This is a genomic window from Delftia sp. K82 (assembly GCF_002193035.1).
Taxonomy (GTDB): Bacteria; Pseudomonadota; Gammaproteobacteria; order Burkholderiales; family Burkholderiaceae_C; genus Comamonas; species Comamonas acidovorans.
The window spans coordinates 2847489-2871977 of the sequence record NZ_MYFL01000001.1; the positions used below are offsets into that span (position 1 = coordinate 2847489).

Here is a 24489-nt window from a genome sequence, read left to right on the forward strand (position 1 = left end):
CCTCACACATGTCCATGGCGCCTGCGCACACGCTGGCGCACCAGCCACTCCACCGCCATCAGCAGCCCCATGGCCCCATAGGCGATCAAACCGTTGTACAAGGCCCAGGCCTCGTCGCTGCCATACAGGGCCGTACAGGCCGCCACCGCGCCATTGCAGACAAAGAAGACGCACCACACGGCCGTCACCCGGGCGGTGTAGCGCACGGCTGGCGCAGGCAGATCAGGCTGCCGCAGCCGGGCCAGGCGCTCCACCACCGACGGCGGAAACCACAGGCTCCAGCCAAAGCCGGCCAGCAGCACGGCATTGACCAGCACCGGATAGAACTTGAGCGCCAGGCCATCGCCCTGCCACCACGAGACGGCAGACAGCGCCGCCGCCCCCGCAGCGACCACCCACCAAAATCCTTCGCGGCTGCTGCAGGCACGCGCCAGCGCCAGCACCACCAATGCGGCGGCAATCCAGTGCGCAGCCACACGCCCCAGCGCGGCATAGACGGCCAGCGGATAGAGCACCGTGGCCAGCAGCACAAGGCCTGTCGCGGTTTTGCGCATGGCAGGCGTGTTCCTCAGGCGACGGCGCTGTCTTCTTGCATCAACTGATGCAGCGCATCCACCACGTCCTGGATGGTGCGCACCGACTTGAAGGCCTCGGCATTGAGCCGCCTGCCGACCAGAGGCTTCAGTTGGACGATCAGATCCACGGCATCAATGCTGTCGATGTCCAGGTCGTCATGGAGCCGGGCTTCGGGCGTGATGCGCTCCGCCTCGATATCGAAGGTTTCCGTCAGGATTTCGACGATGCGTTCGTAGATGGTTTCTTTGTTCATGAAAATGTCTTTGCTGCGGTCTGCGCGGAGGGCCGCACTCAGTGCGTGCGCTGGGCCGCCACGAAGGCAGCAAGCGCCTGGACGCTGCGGAAATGCTGGCGCGTCTGTTCCGAGTCCCCGGACAGGCTCACGCCGAAACGCTTTTGCAGCGCCAGGCCCAGCTCCAGCGCATCGATGGAGTCCAGCCCCAGGCCCTCGACAAACAGGGGCTCGCCCGCATTGATCTGCTGCGGCGTGATGTCCTCCAGCGCCAGGGACTCGATGATGAGTTCTTTGATTTCTTGCTCAAGCTCAGGCACGGGACGGTTCCTTGAATAGTTGTGTGGACAGGTGGTCCGTGACATGTCGGGCCGCCACGGAGTCGCTGGCCGCCCCTTGGCAAAAGGCCTCGATACCGATGTCGTCACGAACTTCGATGAAAAAGTGGGGCTTGCGCGGCGGCACCTGCCACCACGGCGCGCCCTTGGTCAGCATGGGCACGCTGCAGTGGATATGCACCGGCGTGATATCGACGCAGCCCTTCACCGCCACATGGGCTGCGCCGCGCTGCAGCCGGACCTGGCCATGCAGGGGTGTGCGCGTGCCTTCGGGAAAGATGATCAGGTTGTTGCCGGATGCCAGAGAGCGCAGGCAGTCCTGCAGCAGGCCCTCGCCACGGCTGTTGGCAATGAAGCCGGCCGCCCGGATGGGGCCGCGCGTGAAAGGGTTGCCCGCCAGCGCCGCCTTGACGATGCAATCGGCATGGCGAACGAAGGAGATCAGGAACACCACGTCGATCAGCGACGGGTGATTGGCAAGAATCAGCAGGCCGCGCCGCTGCAGACGTTCACGGCCGCGCACTTCATAGGACAGCACGCCGACGCCCGTCATCAGGGCCACGAACCAGCGCAGGCTGTGATGGATCACCGACTGGGCCGCCAGCTGGCGCGACTGCGGCTGGCGGATGGCCAGCAGCAAGGCCGGATAGACAACGCAGCGCACCACCAGCCCACCCAGGCCGAACACGGCAAAGCACAGGCCGGTGGCCGCCAGGCGCCACTGGCGATTGAGCCACTCAGCCATGAGCGCGCTCCCATCGCCATCCGCCAGCACCACGGCGCTGTGCCGGGCGCTGCGGGCCTGCCAGGGATGCCTGGCCGTCGTGCAACAGAAACTGCAACACCTGCAACCCGTGCGGTAAATGCTGCAAATGCGGCGCGCGGGCCGGCTCCGGCTGCGCGGCGTCCATCCCGGGCTGCCTGCTCAACAGGAACCCGGACTCTCCGGGTGCTGCCCATTGCAGCAAGACCGCCCAGGCGAATACCACCTGGGGCTCTGTATGGAAGCCGTCATACGGAGCAGGCAGTGGCGCGTCGTAACAGACCAGCATGACTTGCGGCGCGCCTTCGTGCAGCAGACCCAATGCTTCCACCATGCCCGCCTCCGGCGCGCAATCGGTGGATGCCACGCACAGTGCATTGGCACGCATGCCTCGCAAAATGGAATGCTGGGCACCAATGCCGTTATGCACCGCCAAGCCGAATGCCGTGGGAGACACCGCCTCTCCCAGCGCCTGCGCCTGCAGCAGGGCAAGCGACTTTTCAGCATCGCCATAGCGCGATGCCCAGACCACGGGCAGGTCAGCCAATGCAGCGTGCGCCGCAACGGTATCGGCGGGAACAACGGCACATCTGGCCAATGGGCCGAGGCGCCTGCGGGCGATTGGGGGGATATGGGCAAGATCCGGGCGGACCTCGCCCTGTGGCAAGATGGGCTGCCTTGCCCACTGCCGCCACTGGACAGGTTCCTGCAGTCCGGGCGCAAGCGCAGACCACGCCCGAATCGCAAAAACGCGGCGCACGAAAATCTCCCCCCGATGCCTATGTTTGAATGTCACGCCCAGTAGCTACTGGCCGCTGGCTTTAAAAAAACGATGCATTGTAGCTATCGAGGGTAAAAAAATTCTTGTATCTGTTATTTAAATTTGTTACTTGATGCATATTGACAACAGTGACGCCGCCATGATAGCCACCAAAGGCTGATCGGTGCTTCGCCTGGAGGCGGCGCCTTCCCTCTGCGCCGGAACCGCGCAGCCTCTCACTTTCAAATTCAGCCCCGAGCAGCCCCCCCCCTCCCCTCCTTCAGGCATGCGGGACAGCGCCGGGCGCCGGACATCTGGAATCTGCAGTCAGTACCTGGTTTCAGCAATATGTCGCGCATATGCATTGAACAGGTTTTCCAACCATTCGCATCAGACGCATATTTTTCTGTCTTATATTCTTGATTCGCACAATGCTATTGATAACAAGAAATCAATCAATCACCAAAAACCAACAGCAGCATGTTCAATCGATATAATCAACGACTATTGCAAATGAATTATCAAGAATCATGAAAAATATAAGCATTTACTGATGATCACCAAAAACACATCTCTTGTCCGTCTTCTTCCTCTGAAGAAGAAAATAAATGACCAATGAAAGCGCTTGAATCCGGTCACACAACGAAAAACCGCCTCAGCAATCTCTTCTTGAAAACTTCTTACAATCCATCGATATTCCCGCCTACCTGATGCGCTCAGCATCCACTCTAGGCCTTTCCTTCCCGTATTGAATCCATGCTGTTTTCCGGCCAGAATCCGCCGCCCGACATACATGACCAACTGTCTTCCGTTTCAAGGCAAGACCGGGAGATACTCCATGGTCATAAAGCGGTTGCGATATGGTTGACCGGACTTTCGGGGTCCGGCAAATCGACCATCGCCAATGCGCTGCAGGCGCATCTGCACGCGGCCGGCCGGCGTACCTATGTGCTGGACGGAGACAACATCCGCAGCCGACTGAACCGCGATCTGGGCTTTTCCGAAGAAGACCGGGCGGAGAACATACGCAGGGTCTCGGAGGTTGCCCGGCTTTTCGTGGATGCGGGCACGATCGTGATCGCGGCCTTCATTTCCCCATTCCGTAGCGAGCGCGACACTGCCAGGGCCTTGTTCGACAAGGGTGACTTCCTGGAGGTGTTCGTGGATGTTCCCCTGTCCGTTGCCGAGCGGCGGGACCCCAAGGGCCTGTACAGAAAAGCGCGCCGCGGCGAACTGCGTCAGTTCACCGGAATCGACTCGCCCTATGAACCCCCTGTGGCAGCGGAGCTGACCCTGCGCACGGACCAGCTCAGCGTGGCCGCATGTGTTTCGCGCCTGCAGGCGTTGCTGCTGCACGGGCAGCCGACTGCGCCGGGCACGCCCACCCAGGGCATGGCTCCGCTGATGGCCTGTCCCCTGCCACTGGCCAAGGCGCTGCAATGAATGCCAGGCCCGCCCTGCCCTGCGCGCATGAAGACGCCTGTGCCGGCACGCCCCTGTTTGCGCGGCTTGATGCCAGGGTTGCGCTGCAGGCGCTGCGCGAGGAGGTGGATGCGCTGCTGTCCTCGCCATGGTGCGACCACGTGAACCACGGCGGCTACGAAGGCGTATGGCGTGTGATGCCGCTGCGCTGCCAGCGCCAGCATGTGGCGGCCCACCCCATTCTCCAGAGCTTCTCCATCGAGGAACCCGAGGAGGATTGGGAGGACCTGCCCCTGCTGCAGCACTGCCCCGCCATACGCCAGGTGCTGGAGCAACTGCAGTGCCCGCTGCGCTCTGTGCGCCTGATGCAGCTGAAGGCCGGCTCATCCATCAAGCCGCATCGCGACCGTGGGCTGGGCCTGGCGCATGGCCAGGCCCGGCTGCATGTACCCGTGCACACACATCCCGATGTGCAGTTCATCGTGGAAGGCCGCACGATCCCCATGGCCGCAGGGGAGCTCTGGTATTTCAATGCCGATGCCACGCATGAAGTGGTGAACCGGGGCACCCGGGACCGCACCCACCTGGTCATCGACTGCCTTGCCAACGCCTGGCTGGCAGACAGCATCGGCAAGGGACACGCCCATGCATGAGCTGCAGGCGGCCTTTGCCGAACTGATCGCAAGCCCCCGGCAGCACACCCTGTTCCAGCAGGCCAGGAGCATGGAGTCGCTACTGGTGCAGCTGCGCCTGCTGTGGTGTCTTCCCGCCTGGAACGATGGTCGCCTCATGCAGGCGCTGCAGCAGTTGAACCAGGCGGCTGCCGTGCCAACTGCCGCACTGCTGGCCGGTGGCTGGCTGCCACACAGGTATGAGGCACGCACGCGCAGCATCCTTTGGTGCCTGCCGGACGGCCCTGCCACCGAGCCGTTTCATGACGAGTACATCAGCCGCTGCCTGCAGCGCAGGCTGCTGAACCAGTTCATCCGGCCGCGCACGCCGCTGGCCGGCCTGTGCGCGGAATCCCTTCCCAGGCCCGGGGGCCATCCGCCTGCCGGCTTCATCTTCCACCTCTCGCGCTGCGGCTCCACCCTGGTCTCGGGCTGCCTTTCCGAACTGGACGGCACGCTGGTCCTGTCGGAGCCACCTGTATTCACCGAGCTGCTGCTGGACAGCTCACTGGACCGGGCGCAAAAGCGCGATGGCATTGCCGGCCTGGTGTCGGCCATCACCGTGGCCGTGCCGGGGCGCCGTAACCTGGTGGTCAAGTGGAATGCCTGGGACATTTTCCAGTGGGAGCTGCTGCACGATCTCTACCCCGAGGTGCCCAGCCTGATGCTGGTCCGCGATCCTGTGGAGATCCTGGCCTCACACCACAAACAGGCCGGCCGGCACATGTCGGGCGACCCGTCGCTGGCTGGCGCTGGTCCGGTTTTCTGTTCCGGCAGTGGCAGCCAGCCCGTTGTCTCCATGCTCGACCACCGCGTGCGCGTGCTGCAGGCAATGATGGAGCGGATGCGGGATCTGCACGAAAGCCAGGGCGTTCCTGTGCTGCACTACCGCCAGCTGGATGCCGAAGCCATGGAGCAGATAGCCCGGCGCTTCGACCTGCATGCAGGCGAGGCAGCGCGCCAGCGCATCGCCGCACGCCTTCGCCAGCATGCCAAGGCGCTGAACCAGCGCTTCGAGCCTGACGGGCGGGACAAGGTGGCCGTCTTTGGCGAAAGCGAACGCCAGGACATCGAATCGCGCCTGGGTCCGCTGCACGCACAGCTGCTGCGGCGCGCACAACCCGTGAACGAATAGGCCGCGCCAAAGATCAGCGCCAGCAGCACATGGACCGCGCCCACGATGTACCAGCCCCGGAAAAGTCTGTCTCGCCTCATGTACACCTCCTCGGTGTGCTCACCCGCCCGCCCTGTGCCCCACATTTGGCAGCGTGTGGCTTTCTGGAGCTTCATTGCAATCTTGGCGTGCGCCCTAGGCACCATTTCCGTGGCGCATCCGGCTGCCACAGCTCTCACAGTCACTGCCTTGGTCAGTTGCGGAGCATGGTTGAACAACCGCGAGAAAAACAGACTGCAGGCGCTTGCCGCTGCCCACAACGGCGAGTCGATCTGCAGCTTTGCCCGTTCCTTTGATTTGCGCAGCACAGATCCTTTGGTAGTCCGCGCTGTGTATGCACAGCTTCAGTCTGAAGCGGCACCGCAGGCCACCGCATTTCACTGACGACAGTGCCTTGCACAGAGCACGGCACAGACCGCTGCAGCGCCCTCAGGAAATCACATTGCGAATGAACCGCGTCACGCCTTCGTGCAGGTTCACATAGGCGTAGTCCTGGGCGCTGCCGTAGATGGCGTAGTCGCCGGCCTCGATGGTCATGGGACCCTCGCTCAGGTCCACCAGCAGGCGGCCTTCGACCACGACGATCATCTCGTGCCAGCCTTCCGGGTCAGGTTCGGCCTGGTAGCGTTCGCCGGGCCCAAGGGACCAGGACCACAGCTGAGCCTCGCGCGTGGCGGGCACGCTGCCCAGCAGCATGGCCTGGCTTTCGGGCCGGGTGCCGCGCCAGGCCATGGCGTCCATGCGCAGGCGCTGCGCGGCCGGGTCGCTGACGATTTCTATGAAGCTGGCGCCCAGCGCGTCGGCCAGCCGATCCAGGCTGGACAGGCTGATGTTGGTGTCGCCGCCTTCCAGCTGCACGACCATGCGCCGGCTCAGGCCTGCGGCCTCGGCCAGGGCCGCCTGGCTCAGTCCTGCACGCTGGCGAAGGCGGCGCAGGTTTTCGCTGACGAAAGCCAGGACATCGGAGCGCTCGCCAGCGCTGTGCAATATATTTCTCATATGATCTGCGCAATATGTTGCACACGTCATCTTCTCACAGTTCGCGCACGCCGCTGCTCAGCCGGCAGGAGCTGGCCTTGATCGCCGTCACCATGGTCTGGGGCGGCACCTTTCTCGTAGTCCACCTGGCCATGCAGTACAGCGGGCCGCTGTTCTTTGTGGGCCTGCGCTTTGTCACGGCGGGTTTGATCGGGCTGCTGGTGTTCCGCAAGGCCATGGCCGGGCTCACGCGCACCGAGCTGGTGGCAGGCATCGCCATCGGCGCCAGCATCTTCCTGGGCTATGGCCTGCAGACCTTCGGGCTGCAGACCATCAGCAGCAGCAAGTCGGCGTTTCTGACGGCGCTGTATGTGCCGCTGGTGCCTCTTGTGCAATGGCTGGTGATGGGCAAGCCGCCGCGATTGATGAGCTGGATAGGCATTGGCCTGGCCTTCACGGGACTCATGCTGGTGGCGGGACCGGAGTCCGGCGGCATGGAGTTGAACGTGGGCGAGATGGCAACCATGCTGAGCACGCTGGCCATTGCGGCCGAGGTGCTGCTGATCGGGCATTTCGCGGGCAAGGTCGATGCGCGGCGCGTGACCACGGTGCAGTTGCTGGCGGCCGGCGTCATGGCGCTGCTGGCCATGCCGGTGGCGGGCGAATCCGTGCCCGATTTCTCCTGGGTCTGGCTGTCCGCCGCGGTGACCATGGCCTGCGCCAGCATCCTGATCCAGCTGACCATGAACTGGGCCCAGAAGTCCCTGTCGCCCACGCGTGCGACCGTGATCTATGCCAGCGAGCCGGTCTGGGCCGGCATCGTGGGACGCATGGCCGGCGACCGGCTGCCGGGGCTGGCAATTCTGGGGGCCGCGCTGATCGTGGGCGGCGTGCTGGTCAGCGAGCTGCGCCTGGGCAGGCAAACACCCAAGCCGTAACGCGCCCCGGCTGCGGCCCCCGGCGTGCTGGGCCGCACCTGTCCAACCCTGCGGCAAGGCCACAGGCGAATTGCTGCGCAGGACAAATCGCGGGGGCATGCCAGGCGCCTTGAAAGCCCGGCCAGGACACTTCTCAGAAGCTCTTGAAAAACGGTATTTTCATAATCAATCAGAAACATCCGAGATCAAATAAGCTATTCCTAGGATAAATCCCATTTCCTCAATAATCCTAGGACGACTCTGAAAATCCGATTTTCATCAAAAAGATCATTACAAAACGCAATCAACCCTTTAGATTCCGCTTTTGAAAACAGGCAAGCCATTCATCGGCTTGATGGTCATTCAATTCAGGAACTCATGAAAGGGCGATGGCATGCAAAAGCGTGGCGCGGGAAATCAACGGAAATTGGCCGGCTTTACGGCAGCAATGGCAGTCAGCTGCACAATCGTTTTTGGGACAGGTGGCACCGCATGGGCCGCCTCGGCAGGGGAAGGTCGCGGCTATGCGCTGGAAGTGAAGGCCGGCGTTTCATTGGTAGACCTCGGGCTGGATATCCCGCTGGTAGATACCGGACTGCAGAGTGCGCCGCCGGCGTTCAATGTCTCCGGGAAAATGCTTGCTGCAGACATCGGGGGCGCCACCGACAGCTTGATTTCATTGAAGGCGGGTGTGCTCTCGGCAAGCACCGAGAGCTCGCTGGCGCAAAACCGCGTCGAAACAACCGCAGGCATCAGTGACATCAACCTGTCCATCGCTGGCGTCGTGGCCATCAAGGCTGATGTGCTGCAGTCCCAAGTGCAGGCAACCTGCGTCAATGGCGCCGTCCAGCCCACCGGGGCCGCGACCATCGAGAACCTGAGCATCTCCGTGCTCGGTATCCCTGTCCCAATTCCACTGAATCCATCCCCCAATACCGGACTGAATACCGGAATCCTGGAAATCGTTTTCAATGAGCAAACTCCCGTGGATGGGGGAATGGAAGTCAATGCCCTGCGCATTGGCGCGAAAATACCCACCCTCGCCGACGTCAACCTCGTCTTGGGCCATTCGCAAGCCTCGCTTGCCGACTGCACCGCAGCGCAAGGAGATACCACGCCACCTGCGGTAGACATCACCACGTCCCCGGTGATCAATGCAGACAACCAGGACGCCTACATCGTCGCAGGCAGTTGCACCGCGGGCGATGGCAATGTGAAGGTGACCATCGGCACGGCCCCGAAGTTCGTGACCATGACGACAGCCTGCAATGCAGCCGGAGCCTGGACGGCACCGGCTGCCAATGTGGCCAGCCTGCCTCTGGGTCCGGTGGACATCACGGCCACCCAGACCGATGCGGCCGGCAACACCGGCACGCGAAGTGTCATCACCACCAAGACCACGGCCGCAGCCACGGACACGACGGCGCCCGTGGTCGCGGTGGTGAACGCAGCCGCGATAAATGCCGGAAATGAGCACGGCTACACCGTCTCGGGCACCTGCACGGCCGGCGATGGCGATGTCAGGGTGCGCATCGGCACGGCGCCCAACTCCGTGGAAGCCATCGCAGCGTGCGGCAGCAACAGCCAATGGACCACTGCCGCCACCGACCTGGGCGGGCTGCCTGCGGGCACGGTGCCCATCCAGGCCAGCCAGACCGATGCGGCTGGCAATACAGGGACCGCCAATGTCTCCGTCACCAAGGCAGACACCACGCTGCCTGTGGTCACAGTGGGCACCGCGCCCCAGATCAATGCTGGCAACCAGGGCGCCTACATCCTCTCTGGCACCTGCACAGTCGGCGCAGGCAACGTCACGGTGACCATAGGCACGGCGCCCAACGCAGTGGTGGCCACTGCGCCCTGCGACAGCAATGGCCATTGGACCACCCCCGCCACCGATGTGAGCACACTGCCTGCGGGCACGGTGGGCATCCATGTGGCTCAGACCAATGCCGCCGGCAATTCGGGCACGGCCGATGTCACGGTCACCAAGGTCGATACCACGCCGCCCACCACGCCCTCGGTCACGGTGGTGAATCCTCCCCCGATAGACGCGGGCAACCAGGGCGGCTACATCCTCTCTGGCACCTGCACGGCCGGCGGCGGCAGCGTGACGGTGACCATCGGCACGGCACCCAAGGCCGTGGTGGTGACCGTGCCCTGCGATGGCAATGGCCACTGGACCACTCCTGCCACAGACGTGAGCGGCCTGCCCAAGGGATCGGTGACCATCACGGTCACCCAGACCCAGGCGACGGGCGATGTCGACTCAAGCACTGCGACCACCACCAAGACCACGCCTGGCGCGGACGATGTCCCAGGCAGCGACTCCGTCGCAGCCATCCCCGTGGGCGGGGCCTGGGCCTCCCTGCTCCTGCTGGGCGCGGCGGCGCTGGGACTGCGCCGCCGTGGCAGGCAGCCGGGTCCGCAGCGCTCCGGGCGGCACCACGATTGACGTAGTTGCCACCATCAAAGGCGCCACGGCCGTGGCGCCTTTTTGCGTTGGACCTGCGCAAGGCATGGGGCGCCTTGATGCGGCCTTGATGGCGTTGTGCGCAAACACAATCCGCCCTTGAGGCAGCCGTCCCTAGAGTCAAGGCCTCACAACCAATGGCTTCCCGATGAAGCCGCGCCGCCATGAGACCTGTCGCCATCCTCCAGCACGAATCCGCCCAGGGCCCCGGCGTTCTGCGTGAACACCTGGAGCAGCAGTGCATTCCCTACCGACTGTTGCAGCCCGCCCTCGATGGCACAGCCCCTGTGCACGCCGCCGACTACAGCGGCATCGTGGTGCTGGGCAGCAACCACAGCGTGAACGAGGGCCTGCCGTGGATGGAGGATGAAGAGGCCCTGCTGGCCGATGCGCTGCGCAGCGACATCCCCGTGCTCGGCCATTGCTTCGGCGCGCAGATGCTGGCGCGTGCCATGGGCGCCAGGGTCTGGCGCAACCCCTGCCCCAACATTGGCTGGAGCCGCATCTGGGTGACGGCCGCCGCCCAGCAGGTCATGGACCTGCCGCGCGAGGCGACGATCTTCCATTGGCACTACGACACCTTCGAGATCCCGCGCGGCGCCGTGCGCACCATGTACGGCAGCCACTGCCTGAACAAGGGCTTTCGCCACGGCCGGCACTGGGCCTTCCAGGGCCACATGGAAGTGACCGCCGCCAGCGTGGCTGCCTGGTGCACCGAAGGCCATGACGAGCTGCTGCGCGCACGCGGCCCCGCGGCGCAGACCGAGAGCGAGATCCTGCGCCACCTGGACCTGCGCATTCCCGTGCTGAACGCCCTGGCCCACCGGACCTACCGGGCCTGGACGGCACAGTTGCAGCGGCCGGTGGTCGTGAGTCTGGGCGTGGCCAGCCGATAGCCCTCCCCGAAGCGGACGCCCCGGTGAATACCCGGGGAGCGCTTGACGTGGCGTTTGCACGCAGGGAAACTTTCGATACGAAATAAAAAACTTTCGAATCGAAAGAATCCATGCAGGACCAAGGCAACAGTTCACTCAAGCGCAGGCTGCAGATCGTGGAGCTGGCGCGCAAGACCGACGAGGTGCGGGTGGAGGCGCTGAGCGTGCTCTTCGGCGTCTCCACCGTCACCATCCGCAACGACCTGCACTACCTTGAGCAGCAAGGCTATGTGGTGCGCGCCTTCGGCAAGGCGCGCTACAACCCGGCCCTGCTCAAGACGGCCGCCGAGATACCCGGCGCCCCTGCCGCCGCGCAAGGCCCGGCGCAGGCCCAGGTGGCCCAGGGCGCGCTGGGCTGGATCGAGGACGACGCCTCGGTCTTCCTGGGCAGCGGCCGCATCACCCACCGCGTGCTGCCGTTGCTGGCCAGCCGCCAGGGCATTGCGCTGACGCTGCACGACCTGGCCATGGTGGCGACGGCGCGGCAGTTTCTCGATTGCGCCATTCACGTCACGGGCGGCGCGCTGGCCGGCGACGAGCACGGCCTCATCGGCCCCGGGGCGGAAGCGGGCCTGCGGGCCCGGCCGCTGGACATCTGCCTGTTCGAGATCTGCGGCATCGACGACCGCAACCGCGTGCTGTGCCGCGACCCGGGCGCGGCTCGCCTGTATTCGGCAGCCGTGGAGCACAGCACCAAGGCCGTGGCGCTGGCCCTGGATCTGGACAGCACCACGGGCGGGCACCCGGTCTGCGATATCGCCCAGATCGACGGCCTGTGCGCCCACCAGGACATGGAGCCGGGCGCCTTCGATCTGCTGGCGCACCACCGGCTGCAGGCCAACCGCAAGGCCGAGGGCCGCATCGAATTCGCCAGAACCTGAGCTTTTCCACAACGACAGAGGGAGGGAGACAGCCATGGACCGCAACACGTTTCTCCGGCGCATGCTGGCCGGCGCATTCACATTCGGCCTGCCGGCCAGCCCGGCGCTTGCACAGCCGGGCCCCGGCCCCAGCCCTGCCCGCACCATCGGCGTGTCCCTGCTTACGCAGCAGCACCCGTTCTACCTGGAGCTGGCCCAGGCCATGCAGCAGGAAGCCGCGCGGCAGGGGCTGAAGCTGGACCTGAGCATTGCCAACCAGGACCTGGGCAAGCAGATCTCCGATGTGGAGGACTTCGTCAGCAAGAAGGTCGATGCCATCATCCTGTCTCCCGTCGATTCCCGGGGCGTGAAGGCCGCCGTGCTCAAGGCTGCCGCCGCCCGCATTCCCGTGATCACCGTGGACATTGCGGCCAGCGGGGTCGAGGTCGCATCGCACGTGGCCACCGACAACCGCGCCGGCGGCGTGCTGGCCGGCCAGCTCATGGGTCGGGCCACGGGCGGCAAGGGCCAGATCGGCGTGCTGCACTACCCGTCCATCCAGTCCGTGGTCGATCGCGTGGAGGGCTTCAAGGCCGCCATCGCCACCTTTCCCGGCATGAAGATCGTCTCCGTGCAGCCGGGCATCACGCGGGCCGAGGCCCTGGCCGCTTCGCAGAACATGCTGCAGGCCCACCCCGATCTCGCGGGCATCTTCGGGTTTGGCGACGACGCGGCCCTGGCTGCACTGGCCAGCGTCAAGGGCGCAAGAAAGCTGGAGCAGGTCAAGATCGTCGGCTTTGACGGCATGGCCGAGGCGCGCGCGGCCGTGGACCGGGAGCCGGCCTTCGTGGGCGTGATCCGCCAGTACCCCGACCAGCTGGGACTGCAAGCCGTGGCCATTGCCGCGCAGCTGCTGCAGGGCAAGCCGGTGGAGAAATTCCACCCCGTGCTGCCCGGCGTGTACACGGCTGCCACCAGGTAAATGGACCTGCGGAGCCCGCCATGCCAGGCCCCACTGCACACAGCCACCCAGGCCGTGCCATGCTCGACGCCGTTGCGCCGCCCCCCATGCTCGAGGCCCGGGCGCTGGCCAAATCCTTCGGCGCCGTGCAGGCGCTCAAAAGCGTGTCCTTCCGCCTGCGCGCAGGCACGGTGCACACGCTGCTGGGCGAGAACGGGGCCGGCAAATCCACCCTGCTCAAAATCCTGGCCGGCGTGCACCGGCCCGATGGCGGCCAACTACTGATCGAGGGCACCGGCACCGAGCTGGCCAGCCCCGCCGATGCGCAGCGCCACGGCATCGCCATCGTTCACCAGGAGCTGAGCCTGGCCCCCAACCTCAGCGTGGCGGACAACCTGTTTGCCGCGCGGCTCCCGCAGCGGGCCGGCTGCGTGGACCGCCGCGCACTGCGCCGCGACGCCGCCGCGCTGCTGACCCGACTGGGCATGGACCTGGACCCCAACGCGCAGGTGGCCGAACTGTCGCTGGCCCAGCGCCAGCTGGTGGAGATCGCCAAGGCGCTGTGCCAGCCCGCGCGCATCGTCATCATGGATGAGCCCACCTCCTCGCTCAGCGACAGCGAGGCGCAGATTCTCTTCACCCTCATCGCCCGCCTCAAGGCCGAAGGGCGCGCCATCATCTATGTCTCGCACCGCATGGACGAGATCATGCGCATCTCCGACGAGATCACCGTCATGCGCGATGGCAGCTCCATCTGCACCCTGGCGCGGGACGAAACCGACATCGGGGCGCTGATCGCGCTCATGGTGGGGCGCCAGATGCAGGACATCTATCCGCCGCGCGGCCCCACCCCTGACCGCAGCACGCGCGCCCTGCTCCAGGTGCGCGGCCTGGGCCTGGCCGGGCGCTTCGAAGGCATTGACTTCGAGGTCCACGCGGGCGAGATCGTGGGCTTCTTCGGGCTGGTCGGCTCGGGCCGGTCCGATGTCATGGATGCGCTGTTCGGCATGCACCGCTGCACGGGCAGCATCCTCATGCACGGCCGGCCGCTGCGCCTGCGCTCGCCGGCCGACGCCATTGGCCAGGGCATGGCCTTCGTGACCGAGAACCGCAAGGAGCAAGGCCTGGTGCTGGACCAGTCCGTGCAGCACAACATCTGCATGGTGCAGGTGCACAGCGGGCGCGGCGGCGCACTGCTGACCGACGAGGCGGCCGAGCAATCGCTGGCCCGCGCCTGCGTGCAGGGGCTGAAGATACGCGTTGCCGGCCTGCACCAGCCCGTGCGCCAGCTGTCGGGCGGCAACCAGCAAAAGATCGTGTTCGCCAAGTGGCTGGCCATGCGCCCCCGGCTGCTGGTGCTGGACGAGCCCACGCGCGGCATCGACGTGGGCGCGAAGTTCGAGATCTATGCCCTGATCCGCGAGCTGGCAGCAGCCGGCACGGCCGTCATCCTGGTGTCGTCGGAACTGCCCGAGGCACTGGCCATGAGCGACCGCCTGCTGGTCATGCGCAACAAGCGCCTCGTCCAGAGCCTGGACACCCTTCATCTGCGCCAGGAGACCGTGATGGCGCACGCCACCGGAGCAGGACTGCCATGACCCCTTCCGAACTGAGCATCACCGCGTCTGGCTCCTCCAAGGCCTCCGACGCCGCCGACGCCGCCGAAAGCATCCCGGACAGCCAGGAAACATGGCGCGACGGCTTGCGAGGTGGCCGGCGATCGCTGCGGCGCCACGCCGGCACCCTCATGGGCCTTGCCGCCCTGGTGCTGCTGTTCTCCCTGCTGTCACCGGCCTTTCTGACGGGCGGCAACCTGCGCAACGTGCTGCTGCAGGTGTCCATCATCGCCATCGTGGCCTTCGGCATGACCTATGTACTGCTGCTGGGCGAGATCGACCTCTCGGTGGGATCGGTGGTCGCCCTGGCCGGCAGCGCGGCCGGCCTGATGCTGGGCCAGGGCCTGGCGCCCGCCCTGGTGCTGCCCGCCGTGCTGTTGTGCGGCCTGCTGCTGGGCGCGCTCAACGGCTCGCTGTCGGCGCTGCTGAATCTGCCGTCCTTCATCGTGACGGTGGCGACCATGGGCATCTTCCGGGGTCTGGCCTATATCGTCTCGGGCGGCATGCCGGCGCCGGTGGACAACGAGGCCTTTCTGTGGATCGGCAACGGCGAATGGCTGGGCATGCCCGTGCCCATCTGGATCCTGGCCGCACTGCTGGCCACCAACCACTTCGTGCTGGCCCGTACCGTCTTTGGCCGCAAGACCTATCTGGCAGGCGGCAATGCCGAGGCGGCCACCTATGCGGGCATACGGGTGGGGCGCCTCAAGATCGCCATCTTCATGCTGTCGGGGCTGATGGCGGCCGTGGGCGGCCTGCTGCTCACCTCGCGCCTGTACTCGGCCCAGCCCAACGCGGCCATGGGCTGGGAGCTGGACGCCATTGCCGCCGCCGTGCTGGGCGGCACGCGCCTGGCCGGAGGCCACGGCAGCGTTGCGGGAACCTTGATAGGGGCGCTGATGATCGGCGTCATCAACAACGGCATGAACCTGATGAGCGTGCCCTACTTCTATCAGCTCATCGTCAAGGGCAGCGTGATTCTGGTGGCCGTGTGCATCGATGTGCACAGCAGGCGCAGGCGCTGACGCATGGGCCGGCGGTGCAGCGAACAGCGCACGGGGTTTGATTCCAAAGGGAGGGAGAGCATGCAATCCATCATGACCATGGGCGAGATCCTCGTCGAAATCATGGCCGAGCGAAAAGGCCAGAGCTTTCGCGCGCCGGGGCCTCTGACCGGGCCCTATGCCAGCGGGGCACCCGCCATCTTCATCGACCAGGTGGCCCGGCTGGGGCATCCGGCCGCCATCATCGGCTGCGTGGGCGATGACGACTTTGGCTGGCTCAACATCGACCGCCTGCGCCGCGACGGCGTGGACACCAGCGCCATCGCCGTGTGCAAGGGCGCCGTCACGGGCAGCGCCTTCGTCACCTACCGCGACAGCGGCGAGCGCGACTTCATCTTCAACATCACCAACAGCGCCTCGGCACAGCTGCAGCCCGAGCAGGTCAACCAGGCCGTGCTCAAGGACTGCGCGCATTTCCATGTCATGGGCTCGTCGCTGTTCTCGTTTCGCATCATCGATGCCATGAAGAAGGCCATCGAAATCGTCAAGGCCCAGGGCGGCACCGTGTCCTTCGACCCGAACGTGCGCAAGGAGATGCTGCGCATCCCCGAAATGCGCGAAGCCCTGGCCTACATCCTGGAGTTCACCGACATCTTCCTGCCCAGCGGCCACGAGGTCACGCAGCTGGCCCGCTCGGCCGACGAGGCCGGCGCCATTGCCGAGATCTTCGCGCGCGGCGTGCGCGAAATCGTGGTCAAGCGCGGCGCCGACGGCTGCAGCTACTTCAGTGCCGACGAGCGCATCGACCTCGACGCCCTTGCCGTGGACGTGGCCGACCCCACGGGCGCGGGCGACTGCTTCGGCGCCACCTTCATCGCCTGCCGGCGCCTGGGCAAGACCGCGCTGCAATCGCTGCGCTACGCCAATGCGGCCGGCGCGCTGGCCGTCTCCAGCAAGGGGCCGATGGAGGGGACATCCGGCTTTGCCGGGCTCGACGCATTGCTGGCACAACAGCCGCAGCACCTGCGGCATGCGGTGATGGAGGGCTGAAACCATGCCCGCCCATCTCACCCACCTCACCCATCTCACCCACTTCACCCGCCTGGCGCAGTCACGCTCCAGGCAAACGCCAGCAGCCGCAGGCGATGCGCGCGCAACAGGCAGCGCACTCGGCATCTACTCCATCTGCTCGGCCCATCCCCTGGTCATCGAGGCCGCCATGCACCAGGCGCTGGACGATGGCACGCCCCTGCTGGTGGAAGCCACCGCCAACCAGGTCAACCAGTTCGGCGGCTACACCGGCATGCAGTCCGCCGACTTCCGCCGCTTCGTGCTGGCCATCGCCCACCGCGTCGGCCTGCCGCTGGAGCGCGTGCTGCTGGGCGGCGACCACCTGGGCCCCACGGCGTGGACGCACCTGCCTGCCGCCGAGGCCATGGAACTGGCGCAGGACCTGGTACACGCCTATGCGGCGGCCGGCTTCGTGAAGCTGCACCTGGACGCCAGCATGGCCTGCGCAGACGACCCCCAGGCGCTGGACGACGAAACCGTGGCCCGCCGCGCTGCCCTGCTCTGCCAGGCGGCCGAGCGCGGCAGCACCTGCCCGGCGCCCGGCCCCGTCTACGTGATCGGCACCGAAGTGCCCGTGCCCGGCGGCGCCGCGCATGCGCTGGAGCATGTGCAAGTCACTGCCCGCGCCGACGCCCAGCGCACGCTGCAGGTGCACCGTGAAGTCTTCGCGCAACAGGGGCTGGACCCTGTCTGGGCGCGCATCATTGCCATGGTGGTCCAGCCCGGCGTGGAGTTCGATCACACGCGCGTGGTGGACTACGCGCCCGGCGAAGCGGCCGACCTCAAGCAGTTGCTGCGCCAGCACCCGCAACTGGTCTTCGAGGCCCACTCCACCGACTACCAGCGGCCCGAGGCCCTGCGCCAGCTGGTGCAGGACGGCTTTGCCATCCTCAAGGTCGGCCCCGGCGCCACCTTTGCGCTGCGCGAGGTGCTGTTCGCGCTGGCAGCCATCGAGGAGCAGCTCATCGACGCGCACCAGCGCTCCCACCTGCCCGCCGTGCTGGAGTCCGCCATGCTGGGCCGCCCCGCCAGCTGGGAGCGCTACTACCGCGGCGAGCAGCCCGATCCCGGCGCACAAAGGCTGCTGCGCATCTACAGCTACAGCGACCGCATCCGCTACTACTGGGCCGACCCCACGGTGAACGCCGCCGTGGCCCGGCTGCTGGACAACCTGTCCACCTGCACCCTGCCCGAGAACATGCTCAGCCAGTTCCTCCCGGCCCAATACCAGGCCGTGCGCGCCGGGCGGCTGGCCCCCTCGCCCCACGCGCTGGTGCTGGACCGCGTGCGCGAGGCGATACGGCCGTATGCGGCGGCCTGCAACGCGAGCCTCACAGCTGCCCCGCCTCCCCCCTGATCAAATCCCACACGCTTTGCGCCACCGGCGACAGCTCGCGCTGGCGGCGGCGCACCAGCATGATGTCGCGCTGCACGCGCGGCAGCAGGGGGCGGCTGGCGAGGGCGTCGGGGGTGGTGGCGCCACTCGCGGGAGTTCGCCATGCCTGCGGCACGGCCAGTTCCGGCACCACGCTCAGGCCCAGGCCCGCCTGGAGCATGCAGAAGATGGTGGTGGTGTGGCCGACTTCCTGCACCACGGCGGCCTCGGCGTCGTGGGCCTGCAGCGCGGCGTCGATCAGGCGGCGGCTGCCCGAGGCGTGGTCCAGCAGTACCAGCGGCTGGCCGGCCAGGTCGCTCCAGGCCACCTGACGCTTGCGGGCCAGCCGGTGCGTGGCCGGGCAGACCAGGCAGAACGGTTCACTGAGTATGGTTTCGCAGTACAGGTCGTCGCGGCCCTGCGGGTCGATGACCACGCCGAAGTCCACCTCGCCGCTGCGCACGCTTTGCAGCACGTCGCTCTGGATGCGGTCCAGCAGCAGCAGCTCAATGCCCGGCGCCTGCTCGCGGCAGCGCGCAATGCAGCGCGGCATCAGATGCGCCGACAGCGTGGGGCTGCTGGCCACGCGCACCTTGCCCAGGCGCTGGGTGGCCAGGCCGCTGACTTCGAGCAGGCACTCATCCAGCGCGTCCAGCACGCGCGTGGCATGGCCCTGCAGCAGGCGGCCGGCGTCGGTCAGCTCCACCTCGCGCGTGGTGCGGTGCAAAAGCTGCACGCCCAGGGCCTGCTCCAGCTCGGTGACATTGCGGCTGACGGCGGGCTGGGTGAGCGCCATCAGCTCGCCAGCGCGGCTGAAGTTGCGGCTTTCCGCCACGGCCAGGAAGGCGCGCAGCTGGCGCAGGCTGATATTCATACGGAAAAATTATAAAACCATCAGATAAATCCATTTCTCTTTTCAATGGCCGTGGCGTCCAATCGGGGCCTTGCAGCCTGGCTGCACGAACCGATAGTTAGTTGGAGAGAGTTTTCCCATGGCACGCCCCCGCTTCGCCCCTGACAATTTCACGCTGATGCTGCTGTCCACCGTGGCACTGGCCAGCTTCCTGCCCGCCTCGGGCACCGTCTCGCAATGGCTGGAGGTGGCGACCACGCTCATGGTCAGCCTGCTGTTCTTCCTGCACGGCGCCAAGCTCTCACGCGAGGCCATCTTTGCCGGCATAGGCCACTGGCGCCTGCACCTGACCATCTTCGCGGCCACCTTCGTGCTCTTTCCCCTGCTGGGCTGGGCGCTGCGCCCCGTGCTCGAGCCGCTGGTCACGCCCGAGATGTACATGGGCGTGCTCTTCCTGTGCACGCTGCCGGCCACGGTGCAGTCAGCCATCGCCTTTACGGCCATGGCGCGCGGCAACATGCCCGCTGCCGTGTGCAGCGCATCGGCCTCCACGCTGATGGGCATCGTGATCACGCCCATCCTGGTCAGCATGCTGCTGCACAAGAGCGCCGAAGGGGGCGACGCGCTGCAGGCCATCGGCAAGATCGCGCTGCAGCTGCTGCTGCCCTTTGTGCTGGGCCATCTGCTGCGGCCCGTGATCGGCGGCTTCATCTCGCGCCATGCCAAGCGCGTGAAGTTCGTGGACCAGGGCTCCATCCTGCTGATGGTGTACACGGCCTTCAGCGCCGCCGTCATCAGCGGCCTGTGGCAGCAGACGCCCCTGCCTGCGCTGCTGGGCCTGCTGCTGCTGTCGTCCGTCCTGCTGGCCCTGGTGCTGGTCATCACGTCGTGGACGGCGCGCCGCCTGGGCTTTTCCAAGGAGGACGAGATCACCCTGGTGTTCTGCGGCTCCAAGAAGAGCCTGGTCAGCGGCGTGCCCATGGCCAAGGTGCTGTTCGAGTCCAGCGCCGTGGGCGCCATCGTGCTGCCGCTGATGATCTTCCACCAGCTGCAGCTCATGGTCTGCGCCGTGCTGGCCCAGCGCTATGCACGCCGGCCCATGCATCCCGAGGCGATCGAGGATGGCGCCGTGCCCGCCAGCGCTGCGCCGGCCGCGCCGGCCAAATAAGGCGCGGGCGCGCTCCCATAACAAAAAAGCCTGGCTCTCGCGCCAGGCTTTTTTGCATCTCAGCCCTTCAGGGCCAAGTTGTTGAGCTTGTCCAGCCGTTCAGGCCAGGTTCCCTGCTGCGCCGACTGCAGCAGGATGCGCGTCCAGGCGATCCAGGCGTCCCACTGCACGCGCTTGTCCCAGGCATTGCCCCAGCCGCTGAAGCACTGCAGCGCGCTGGTGGCTGCGCGCGCGGCGTCGTCGGCGCGGCCGGCAGACAGGTAGAGCTGGGCCAGCACCATCTGCGGCTCGCCCACCCAGGGGTTCAGGCGCACGGCGCTTTCCAGCACGGCCGTGGCGGCATCCAGGTCCACCAGCGGCTGGTCCAGCTGGATCACCGACCAGTACAGCGACACGGCAGCGGCCTCGTCGCCGGGCGACAGCTGCCGGCTGCAATGGTCGAACACCGGAGGCAGCGGCAGCTGGGCGCGCAGCGCCGGGTGCTGCAGCGCACAGCCCAGGTCGCTGATCTGGCTGAGCATGCGGCTGGCCGGCCGCATGGGACCGGGCCACAGCGAGGCCGCCCAGTGCACGCCCTGCTGCCGCTGGTTCTGCACCTGCGGAAACTGCGAGTAGATGTCTTCCTGCCAGCTGAACCACTGCTCCATGGCATCGGCCATGCTCACGATGGTGAAGGCCGCCACCTCATAGGCGCTCAGGCGCTGGCTGCGGCCGGCGGATTCCAGCGCCATGGAGCCGTCTTCGGCCAGGTCGCCGGCCAGTATCTTCTGCATGAACTGCGTGCGGCTCATGGTGCAAAACAGGTAGACCAGGTGCTCGGCGCCCTCGCCCACCAGCTCGCGCAGGCGGCCGCGCTCGCTGCCCGCGTCGAACTTGACCAGGTCCACGAAGGCGTTGCCGTAGACGCTGTGCAGCAGGCCCAGCAGGCGCACGTCGCGCGGCTGGCGCCATAGCGCCAGCGAACGGGCCACGCCCGCCAGGTGGTGGCGGAAGGTGCCGGCCTTGTGCCAGTCCTGGCCCACGCCGCGCGCCAGCACCACGGGAAGCACAGGAGCGAGGTCGGCATCCTTGGCCAGCCATTCCTCGTCGAGCAGGTCCTGGGCGCGCGTGAACAGCGCCTCGTCAAGTGTCTGGAACAGTGTCGGGACAGGCAGGCTCATGCAGGCACCTCCATGGCAGCGGCGGGCCGCTGGGTATATTGCGCCACCCAACCCGCCGTATCGGCGAACAGGCGCAGCGCCTTGATGCGCCGCGTGGCGGTCAGCGTGAAGCGGTGCTCCACGCCGGCCGGTATGCGCAGGTAGTCGCCGGGCTGCACGCGCAGCACGCGCTCTTGGCCGTGGGCATCAAAGAAGCCGAACAGGCCTTCGCCTTCGAGGACGTAGCGCACCTCGTCATCGGCATGGGTGTGGGGCTTGTCAAAGCGCTCCAGCGCCTCGTCCAGGCCCGGCGTGCCCGGGTGCAGCACGACCAGGTCCATGCTGTGGTAGCCATGGGCCACGCATTCGTCGACCACCAGCATGCCCACGGCCTGGACCACGGTGGCCTTGCCGCCGTCGTCCAGCTGGGCCTGTGCCAGCAGCGCGGCCAGGCCGGGCTCGGGCGCCAGCGGGCGGTGCTGCCATTGCACGCCGATGGCGGCCACGAAGTCCGTGTCGGAAACCCGGTGGGATGCGAGGGCGCCCATGGTCTTACCAGGCCGCCGTGTAGGCGCCCTTGAACTGCGTGTCGATGAACTGGCGCACCTCGGGCGATTGGTAGGCCTTGACGAAGGCCTGCAGGCCCGCGTCCTTTTCATGGCCGGCGCGCGTGGCGATCAGCACGGTCACATAGGGCGTGTCCGTGGCTTCCAGCGCCAGCGAATCCTTTTGCGGCGACAGGCCTGCGGCCACGGCGTAGCTGCTGTTGACGGCGGCGGCGTCCAGGTCATCCAGCGAGCGCGCCAGCTGGGCGGCCTCCAGCTCGACGAAGCGCAGCTTCTGCGGATTGGCCGTGATGTCCAGCACCGAGGCACGGGCGCCCGCGCCGGTCTTCAGTTCGATCAGTTTTTGCGCGGCCAGCACCATCAGTGCGCGCGAGCCATTGGTGGGGTCGTTGGGGATGCCCACGCGCGCACCGCTCTTGAGGTCGGCCAGGCTTTTGATCTTCTTGGAGTACACGCCCATCTGCTGGTTGACCGCACGGGCCACGGGCACGAGCTTGTAGCCGCGGTCCTTGTTCTGGGCATCCATGAAGGGCTGGTGCTGGTAGATGTTGGCATCCAGCTCGCCCTGCGACAGGGCAGCGTTGGGCTGGATGAAGTCGCCGAACTCGACCAGCTTCACCTTCAGGCCGTTCTTCTCGGCCACCTTCCTGGCCACCTCGGCGATCTGGGCATGCGGGCCCGAGGTCACGCCGATGGTGACCGAGCCGTCGGCCGCATGGGCCGGCAGCGCCGCTATTCCCGCCAGGGGCAGGACGGCGGCCAGGGCCAGCGATTGAAGCAATGCGCGCTTTTTCATGGAATCCCTCTTTCAGACAATCTCGCGGCAGCTTGCCGCCCCGGCCACGCCAGCCGCACCGGCCGCCGGGGTGTGTGGATCAGCGGTGGCTCAACCTGCGCACCGCCCAGTCGCCCAGGCTCTGGATGGCCTGCACGAAGAAGATCAGGATGATGACCACGGCCAGCATCACATCGGGCAAAAAGCGCTGGTAGCCGTAGCGGATGCCCAGGTCGCCCAGGCCGCCGCCGCCAATGGCGCCGGCCATGGCCGAATAGCCGGTCAGGCTCACGAAGCTGATGGTCAGGCCCGCCACGATGCCGGGCAGCGCCTCGGGCAGCAGGATCTTCCAGACGATCTGGCCCGTGGTGGCGCCCATGGACTGGGCCGCTTCCACCAGGCCGTTGTCCACTTCGCGCAGCGCGGTCTCCACCAGGCGCGCCACGAAGGGCGCTGCCGCAATGGTCAGCGGCACCACGGCCGCCCAGGTGCCGATGGACGAGCCCGTGATCAGCCGCGTCAGCGGGATGATGGCCACCAAAAGGATGATGAAGGGCGTGGAGCGCAGCGCATTGACGATCCAGCCCACGATCTTGTTGGCCGGGCCGTTCTGCAGCACGCCGCCGTGGTCGGTCAGGCGCAGGAACACGCCCAGGGGAATGCCGATCAGGCCGCCCACCAGGCCCGAGACGCCGACCATGATGATGGTCTCCCACAGCGAGCTGACGAACAGCTCCAGCATCATTTCCGAAAAATTCTCAAACATCGCTCAATCCCTGGTGGAAACGATCTGCACCTGCACGCCGGTGGCGCGCAGATGGTCCACGGCGGCATCGATCTTTGCCGCGTCGCCGCTGGCGAAGACAGCCAGCGAGCCGAAGGTCTGCTCCTGGATCTCGTCGATCTGGCCATGCAGGATGGACAGGTCCAGCCCCAGCTCGCGGATCAGGTGCGACAGGATGGGCTGGTAGGCGCTCTCGCCCGCATACGACAGGCGCAGCAGCCGGCCTTGCTGGCCCGGCGCCAGCTGGGCGGCCAGCGCATTCACGCGCACGGCCACCGACTCGGGCAGTTGCTGGGGAACGATCTCGTCGATCAGGCTGCGCGTGATGGCCTGCTGCGGTCGCGTGAACACGTCGATCACGGGACCCAGCTCGGCAATCTCGCCGCCGTCGATCACGGCCACGCGGTCGGCGATCTGCTTGATCACCTGCATCTGGTGCGTGATCAGCACCACGGTCAGGCCCAGCTCGCGGTTGACCTTGCGCAGCAGGTCCAGGATGGAGCGCGTGGTCTCGGGGTCCAGGGCCGATGTGGCTTCATCCGACAGCAGCACCTTGGGGTGGCTGGCCAGCGCGCGCGCAATGCCCACGCGCTGCTTTTGCCCGCCCGAGATCTGCGCCGGATAGCGGTCGCGCAGCGCGCTCAGCCCCACCAGGTCCAGCAGCGGGTCCACGCGCTTCTTGATGTCGTCGGCCGACATGCCCGCCATCTCCAGCGGCAGGGCGGCGTTGTCGAACACCGTGCGCGAGGACAGCAGGTTGAAATGCTGGAACACCATGCCGATGTCGCGGCGCGCCGTGCGCAGCTCGGCATCGCTCAGCTGCATCAGGTCACGGCCGCCCACCAGCACCTGGCCCGAGGTCGGGCGGTTGAGCAGGTTCAGGCAGCGCACCAGCGAGCTTTTGCCCGCGCCGCTGCGGCCGATGATGCCGAACACCTCGCCCGACTCGATCTGCAGGTTGATGCCCCGCAAGGCATGGACGGGCCCGGTGGGGCCCTTGTAGGTCAGGGAAAGATCCCGAATCTCGATCATGAAAAAACGCCGCGGCGCAGGACGGCCTGGGGACGCCGCTGCGCAT

27 protein-coding genes are annotated in these 24489 nt (G+C 66.4%); 14 read left to right on the forward strand and 13 right to left on the reverse strand.

All coding sequences use genetic code 11. The annotated features are described in order from the left end of the window. Positions 1-2: 2 nt before the first annotated feature. The 5 genes from KDK82_RS12495 to KDK82_RS12515 are packed head-to-tail and all read right to left on the reverse strand — an operon-like array spanning position 3 to position 2705. The gene (locus tag KDK82_RS12495; RefSeq protein ID WP_088165058.1) at positions 3-554 is read right to left on the reverse strand and encodes a hypothetical protein; all 552 of its coding nucleotides are present in this window, start codon (positions 552-554) and stop codon (positions 3-5) included. A 14-nt stretch (positions 555-568) separates the two neighbouring features. Next, on the reverse strand, positions 569-829 hold the full coding sequence (locus KDK82_RS12500; protein WP_017406831.1) for an acyl carrier protein: 261 nt from the start codon (positions 827-829) through the stop codon (positions 569-571). A 38-nt stretch (positions 830-867) separates the two neighbouring features. Beyond that, the gene (locus tag KDK82_RS12505; RefSeq protein WP_088165059.1) at positions 868-1128 is read right to left on the reverse strand and encodes a phosphopantetheine-binding protein; all 261 of its coding nucleotides are present in this window, start codon (positions 1126-1128) and stop codon (positions 868-870) included. Further along, positions 1121-1891 carry a 1-acyl-sn-glycerol-3-phosphate acyltransferase gene (locus tag KDK82_RS12510; RefSeq protein WP_088165511.1) on the reverse strand — a complete coding sequence of 257 codons (771 nt, stop codon included), beginning with the start codon at positions 1889-1891 and terminating at the stop codon, positions 1121-1123. The genes KDK82_RS12505 and KDK82_RS12510 overlap by 8 nt, the downstream gene beginning before the upstream one ends. After that, on the reverse strand, positions 1884-2705 hold the full coding sequence (locus KDK82_RS12515) for a beta-ketoacyl synthase chain length factor (protein WP_306417376.1): 822 nt from the start codon (positions 2703-2705) through the stop codon (positions 1884-1886). The genes KDK82_RS12510 and KDK82_RS12515 overlap by 8 nt, the downstream gene beginning before the upstream one ends. Before the next feature lie 720 nt (positions 2706-3425). Between KDK82_RS12515 and cysC the strand changes: the two genes are divergently transcribed. From cysC to KDK82_RS32775, 4 genes are all read left to right on the forward strand, one after another. Beyond that, positions 3426-4112 carry an adenylyl-sulfate kinase gene (cysC, locus tag KDK82_RS12520; protein WP_088165061.1) on the forward strand — a complete coding sequence of 229 codons (687 nt, stop codon included), beginning with the start codon at positions 3426-3428 and terminating at the stop codon, positions 4110-4112. Beyond that, the gene (locus KDK82_RS12525) at positions 4109-4744 is read left to right on the forward strand and encodes an aspartyl/asparaginyl beta-hydroxylase domain-containing protein (protein ID WP_034392492.1); all 636 of its coding nucleotides are present in this window, start codon (positions 4109-4111) and stop codon (positions 4742-4744) included. Before cysC ends, KDK82_RS12525 begins: the two co-directional genes overlap by 4 nt. Then, on the forward strand, positions 4737-5897 hold the full coding sequence (locus KDK82_RS12530) for a sulfotransferase family protein (protein WP_088165062.1): 1161 nt from the start codon (positions 4737-4739) through the stop codon (positions 5895-5897). Before KDK82_RS12525 ends, KDK82_RS12530 begins: the two co-directional genes overlap by 8 nt. 249 nt (positions 5898-6146) lie before the next feature. Next, positions 6147-6320 (forward strand): hypothetical protein, encoded by a 174-nt coding sequence (locus KDK82_RS32775; RefSeq protein ID WP_179217899.1) that lies wholly within the window; start codon positions 6147-6149, stop codon positions 6318-6320. A 45-nt stretch (positions 6321-6365) separates the two neighbouring features. Here the strand turns inward: KDK82_RS32775 and KDK82_RS12540 are convergent, their stop codons facing one another. Then, positions 6366-6935 (reverse strand): helix-turn-helix domain-containing protein, encoded by a 570-nt coding sequence (locus tag KDK82_RS12540; RefSeq protein ID WP_026062195.1) that lies wholly within the window; start codon positions 6933-6935, stop codon positions 6366-6368. Positions 6936-6949: 14 nt separating this feature from the next. On the opposite strand from KDK82_RS12540, the gene KDK82_RS12545 reads away from it, so the two are divergent. Beyond that, complete coding sequence (locus tag KDK82_RS12545) at positions 6950-7852, forward strand: DMT family transporter (RefSeq protein WP_088165064.1); 903 nt, start codon at positions 6950-6952, stop codon at positions 7850-7852. A gap of 655 nt (positions 7853-8507) precedes the next feature. On the opposite strand, the gene KDK82_RS33185 is transcribed toward KDK82_RS12545, so the two are convergent. Further along, positions 8508-8900: a hypothetical protein gene (locus KDK82_RS33185; RefSeq protein WP_256974500.1), complete on the reverse strand. Its 393-nt coding sequence runs from the start codon at positions 8898-8900 to the stop codon at positions 8508-8510. On the opposite strand from KDK82_RS33185, the gene KDK82_RS12550 reads away from it, so the two are divergent. The 8 genes from KDK82_RS12550 (at position 8829) to KDK82_RS12585 (ending at position 18108) form a co-directional block, all read left to right on the forward strand. After that, positions 8829-10286, forward strand: coding sequence for a hypothetical protein (locus KDK82_RS12550; protein ID WP_256974498.1), 1458 nt, complete (start codon positions 8829-8831; stop codon positions 10284-10286). The genes KDK82_RS33185 and KDK82_RS12550 overlap by 72 nt on opposite strands. 182 nt (positions 10287-10468) lie before the next feature. Continuing rightward, positions 10469-11200 carry a type 1 glutamine amidotransferase gene (locus KDK82_RS12555; protein WP_088165066.1) on the forward strand — a complete coding sequence of 244 codons (732 nt, stop codon included), beginning with the start codon at positions 10469-10471 and terminating at the stop codon, positions 11198-11200. Between the two features lie 110 nt (positions 11201-11310). Continuing rightward, the gene (locus KDK82_RS12560; protein WP_088165067.1) at positions 11311-12120 is read left to right on the forward strand and encodes a DeoR family transcriptional regulator; all 810 of its coding nucleotides are present in this window, start codon (positions 11311-11313) and stop codon (positions 12118-12120) included. Between the two features lie 34 nt (positions 12121-12154). Beyond that, a complete protein-coding gene (locus tag KDK82_RS12565; protein WP_088165068.1) occupies positions 12155-13081 on the forward strand; it encodes a substrate-binding domain-containing protein in 927 nt (308 codons plus the stop codon). A gap of 20 nt (positions 13082-13101) precedes the next feature. Then, positions 13102-14658 carry a sugar ABC transporter ATP-binding protein gene (locus KDK82_RS12570; RefSeq protein WP_088165069.1) on the forward strand — a complete coding sequence of 519 codons (1557 nt, stop codon included), beginning with the start codon at positions 13102-13104 and terminating at the stop codon, positions 14656-14658. Continuing rightward, on the forward strand, positions 14655-15701 hold the full coding sequence (locus KDK82_RS12575) for an ABC transporter permease (RefSeq protein WP_088165070.1): 1047 nt from the start codon (positions 14655-14657) through the stop codon (positions 15699-15701). Before KDK82_RS12570 ends, KDK82_RS12575 begins: the two co-directional genes overlap by 4 nt. A 60-nt stretch (positions 15702-15761) precedes the next feature. Further along, the gene (locus KDK82_RS12580) at positions 15762-16730 is read left to right on the forward strand and encodes a sugar kinase (protein ID WP_088165071.1); all 969 of its coding nucleotides are present in this window, start codon (positions 15762-15764) and stop codon (positions 16728-16730) included. A gap of 4 nt (positions 16731-16734) precedes the next feature. After that, entirely contained in the window at positions 16735-18108 is a 1374-nt protein-coding gene (locus KDK82_RS12585) for a D-tagatose-bisphosphate aldolase, class II, non-catalytic subunit (protein WP_088165072.1), read from the forward strand. Here KDK82_RS12585 and KDK82_RS12590 read toward each other — a convergent pair. Continuing rightward, a complete protein-coding gene (locus KDK82_RS12590; RefSeq protein WP_074923633.1) occupies positions 18083-19000 on the reverse strand; it encodes a LysR family transcriptional regulator in 918 nt (305 codons plus the stop codon). The genes KDK82_RS12585 and KDK82_RS12590 overlap by 26 nt on opposite strands. Positions 19001-19118: 118 nt before the next feature. On the opposite strand from KDK82_RS12590, the gene KDK82_RS12595 reads away from it, so the two are divergent. Next, complete coding sequence (locus KDK82_RS12595) at positions 19119-20147, forward strand: bile acid:sodium symporter family protein (protein WP_088165073.1); 1029 nt, start codon at positions 19119-19121, stop codon at positions 20145-20147. A gap of 59 nt (positions 20148-20206) precedes the next feature. On the opposite strand, the gene KDK82_RS12600 is transcribed toward KDK82_RS12595, so the two are convergent. The 5 genes from KDK82_RS12600 to KDK82_RS12620 form a co-directional block, all read right to left on the reverse strand. Further along, positions 20207-21307, reverse strand: coding sequence for a DUF6817 domain-containing protein (locus tag KDK82_RS12600; RefSeq protein ID WP_088165074.1), 1101 nt, complete (start codon positions 21305-21307; stop codon positions 20207-20209). Then, entirely contained in the window at positions 21304-21834 is a 531-nt protein-coding gene (locus KDK82_RS12605; protein ID WP_088165075.1) for a cupin domain-containing protein, read from the reverse strand. Before KDK82_RS12605 ends, KDK82_RS12600 begins: the two co-directional genes overlap by 4 nt. Positions 21835-21838: 4 nt before the next feature. Further along, positions 21839-22648 carry a MetQ/NlpA family ABC transporter substrate-binding protein gene (locus KDK82_RS12610; RefSeq protein WP_088165076.1) on the reverse strand — a complete coding sequence of 270 codons (810 nt, stop codon included), beginning with the start codon at positions 22646-22648 and terminating at the stop codon, positions 21839-21841. Between the two features lie 79 nt (positions 22649-22727). Beyond that, complete coding sequence (locus tag KDK82_RS12615) at positions 22728-23393, reverse strand: methionine ABC transporter permease (RefSeq protein ID WP_012205011.1); 666 nt, start codon at positions 23391-23393, stop codon at positions 22728-22730. A 3-nt stretch (positions 23394-23396) separates the two neighbouring features. After that, on the reverse strand, positions 23397-24443 hold the full coding sequence (locus tag KDK82_RS12620; RefSeq protein ID WP_012205010.1) for a methionine ABC transporter ATP-binding protein: 1047 nt from the start codon (positions 24441-24443) through the stop codon (positions 23397-23399). Positions 24444-24489: the final 46 nt, after the last annotated feature.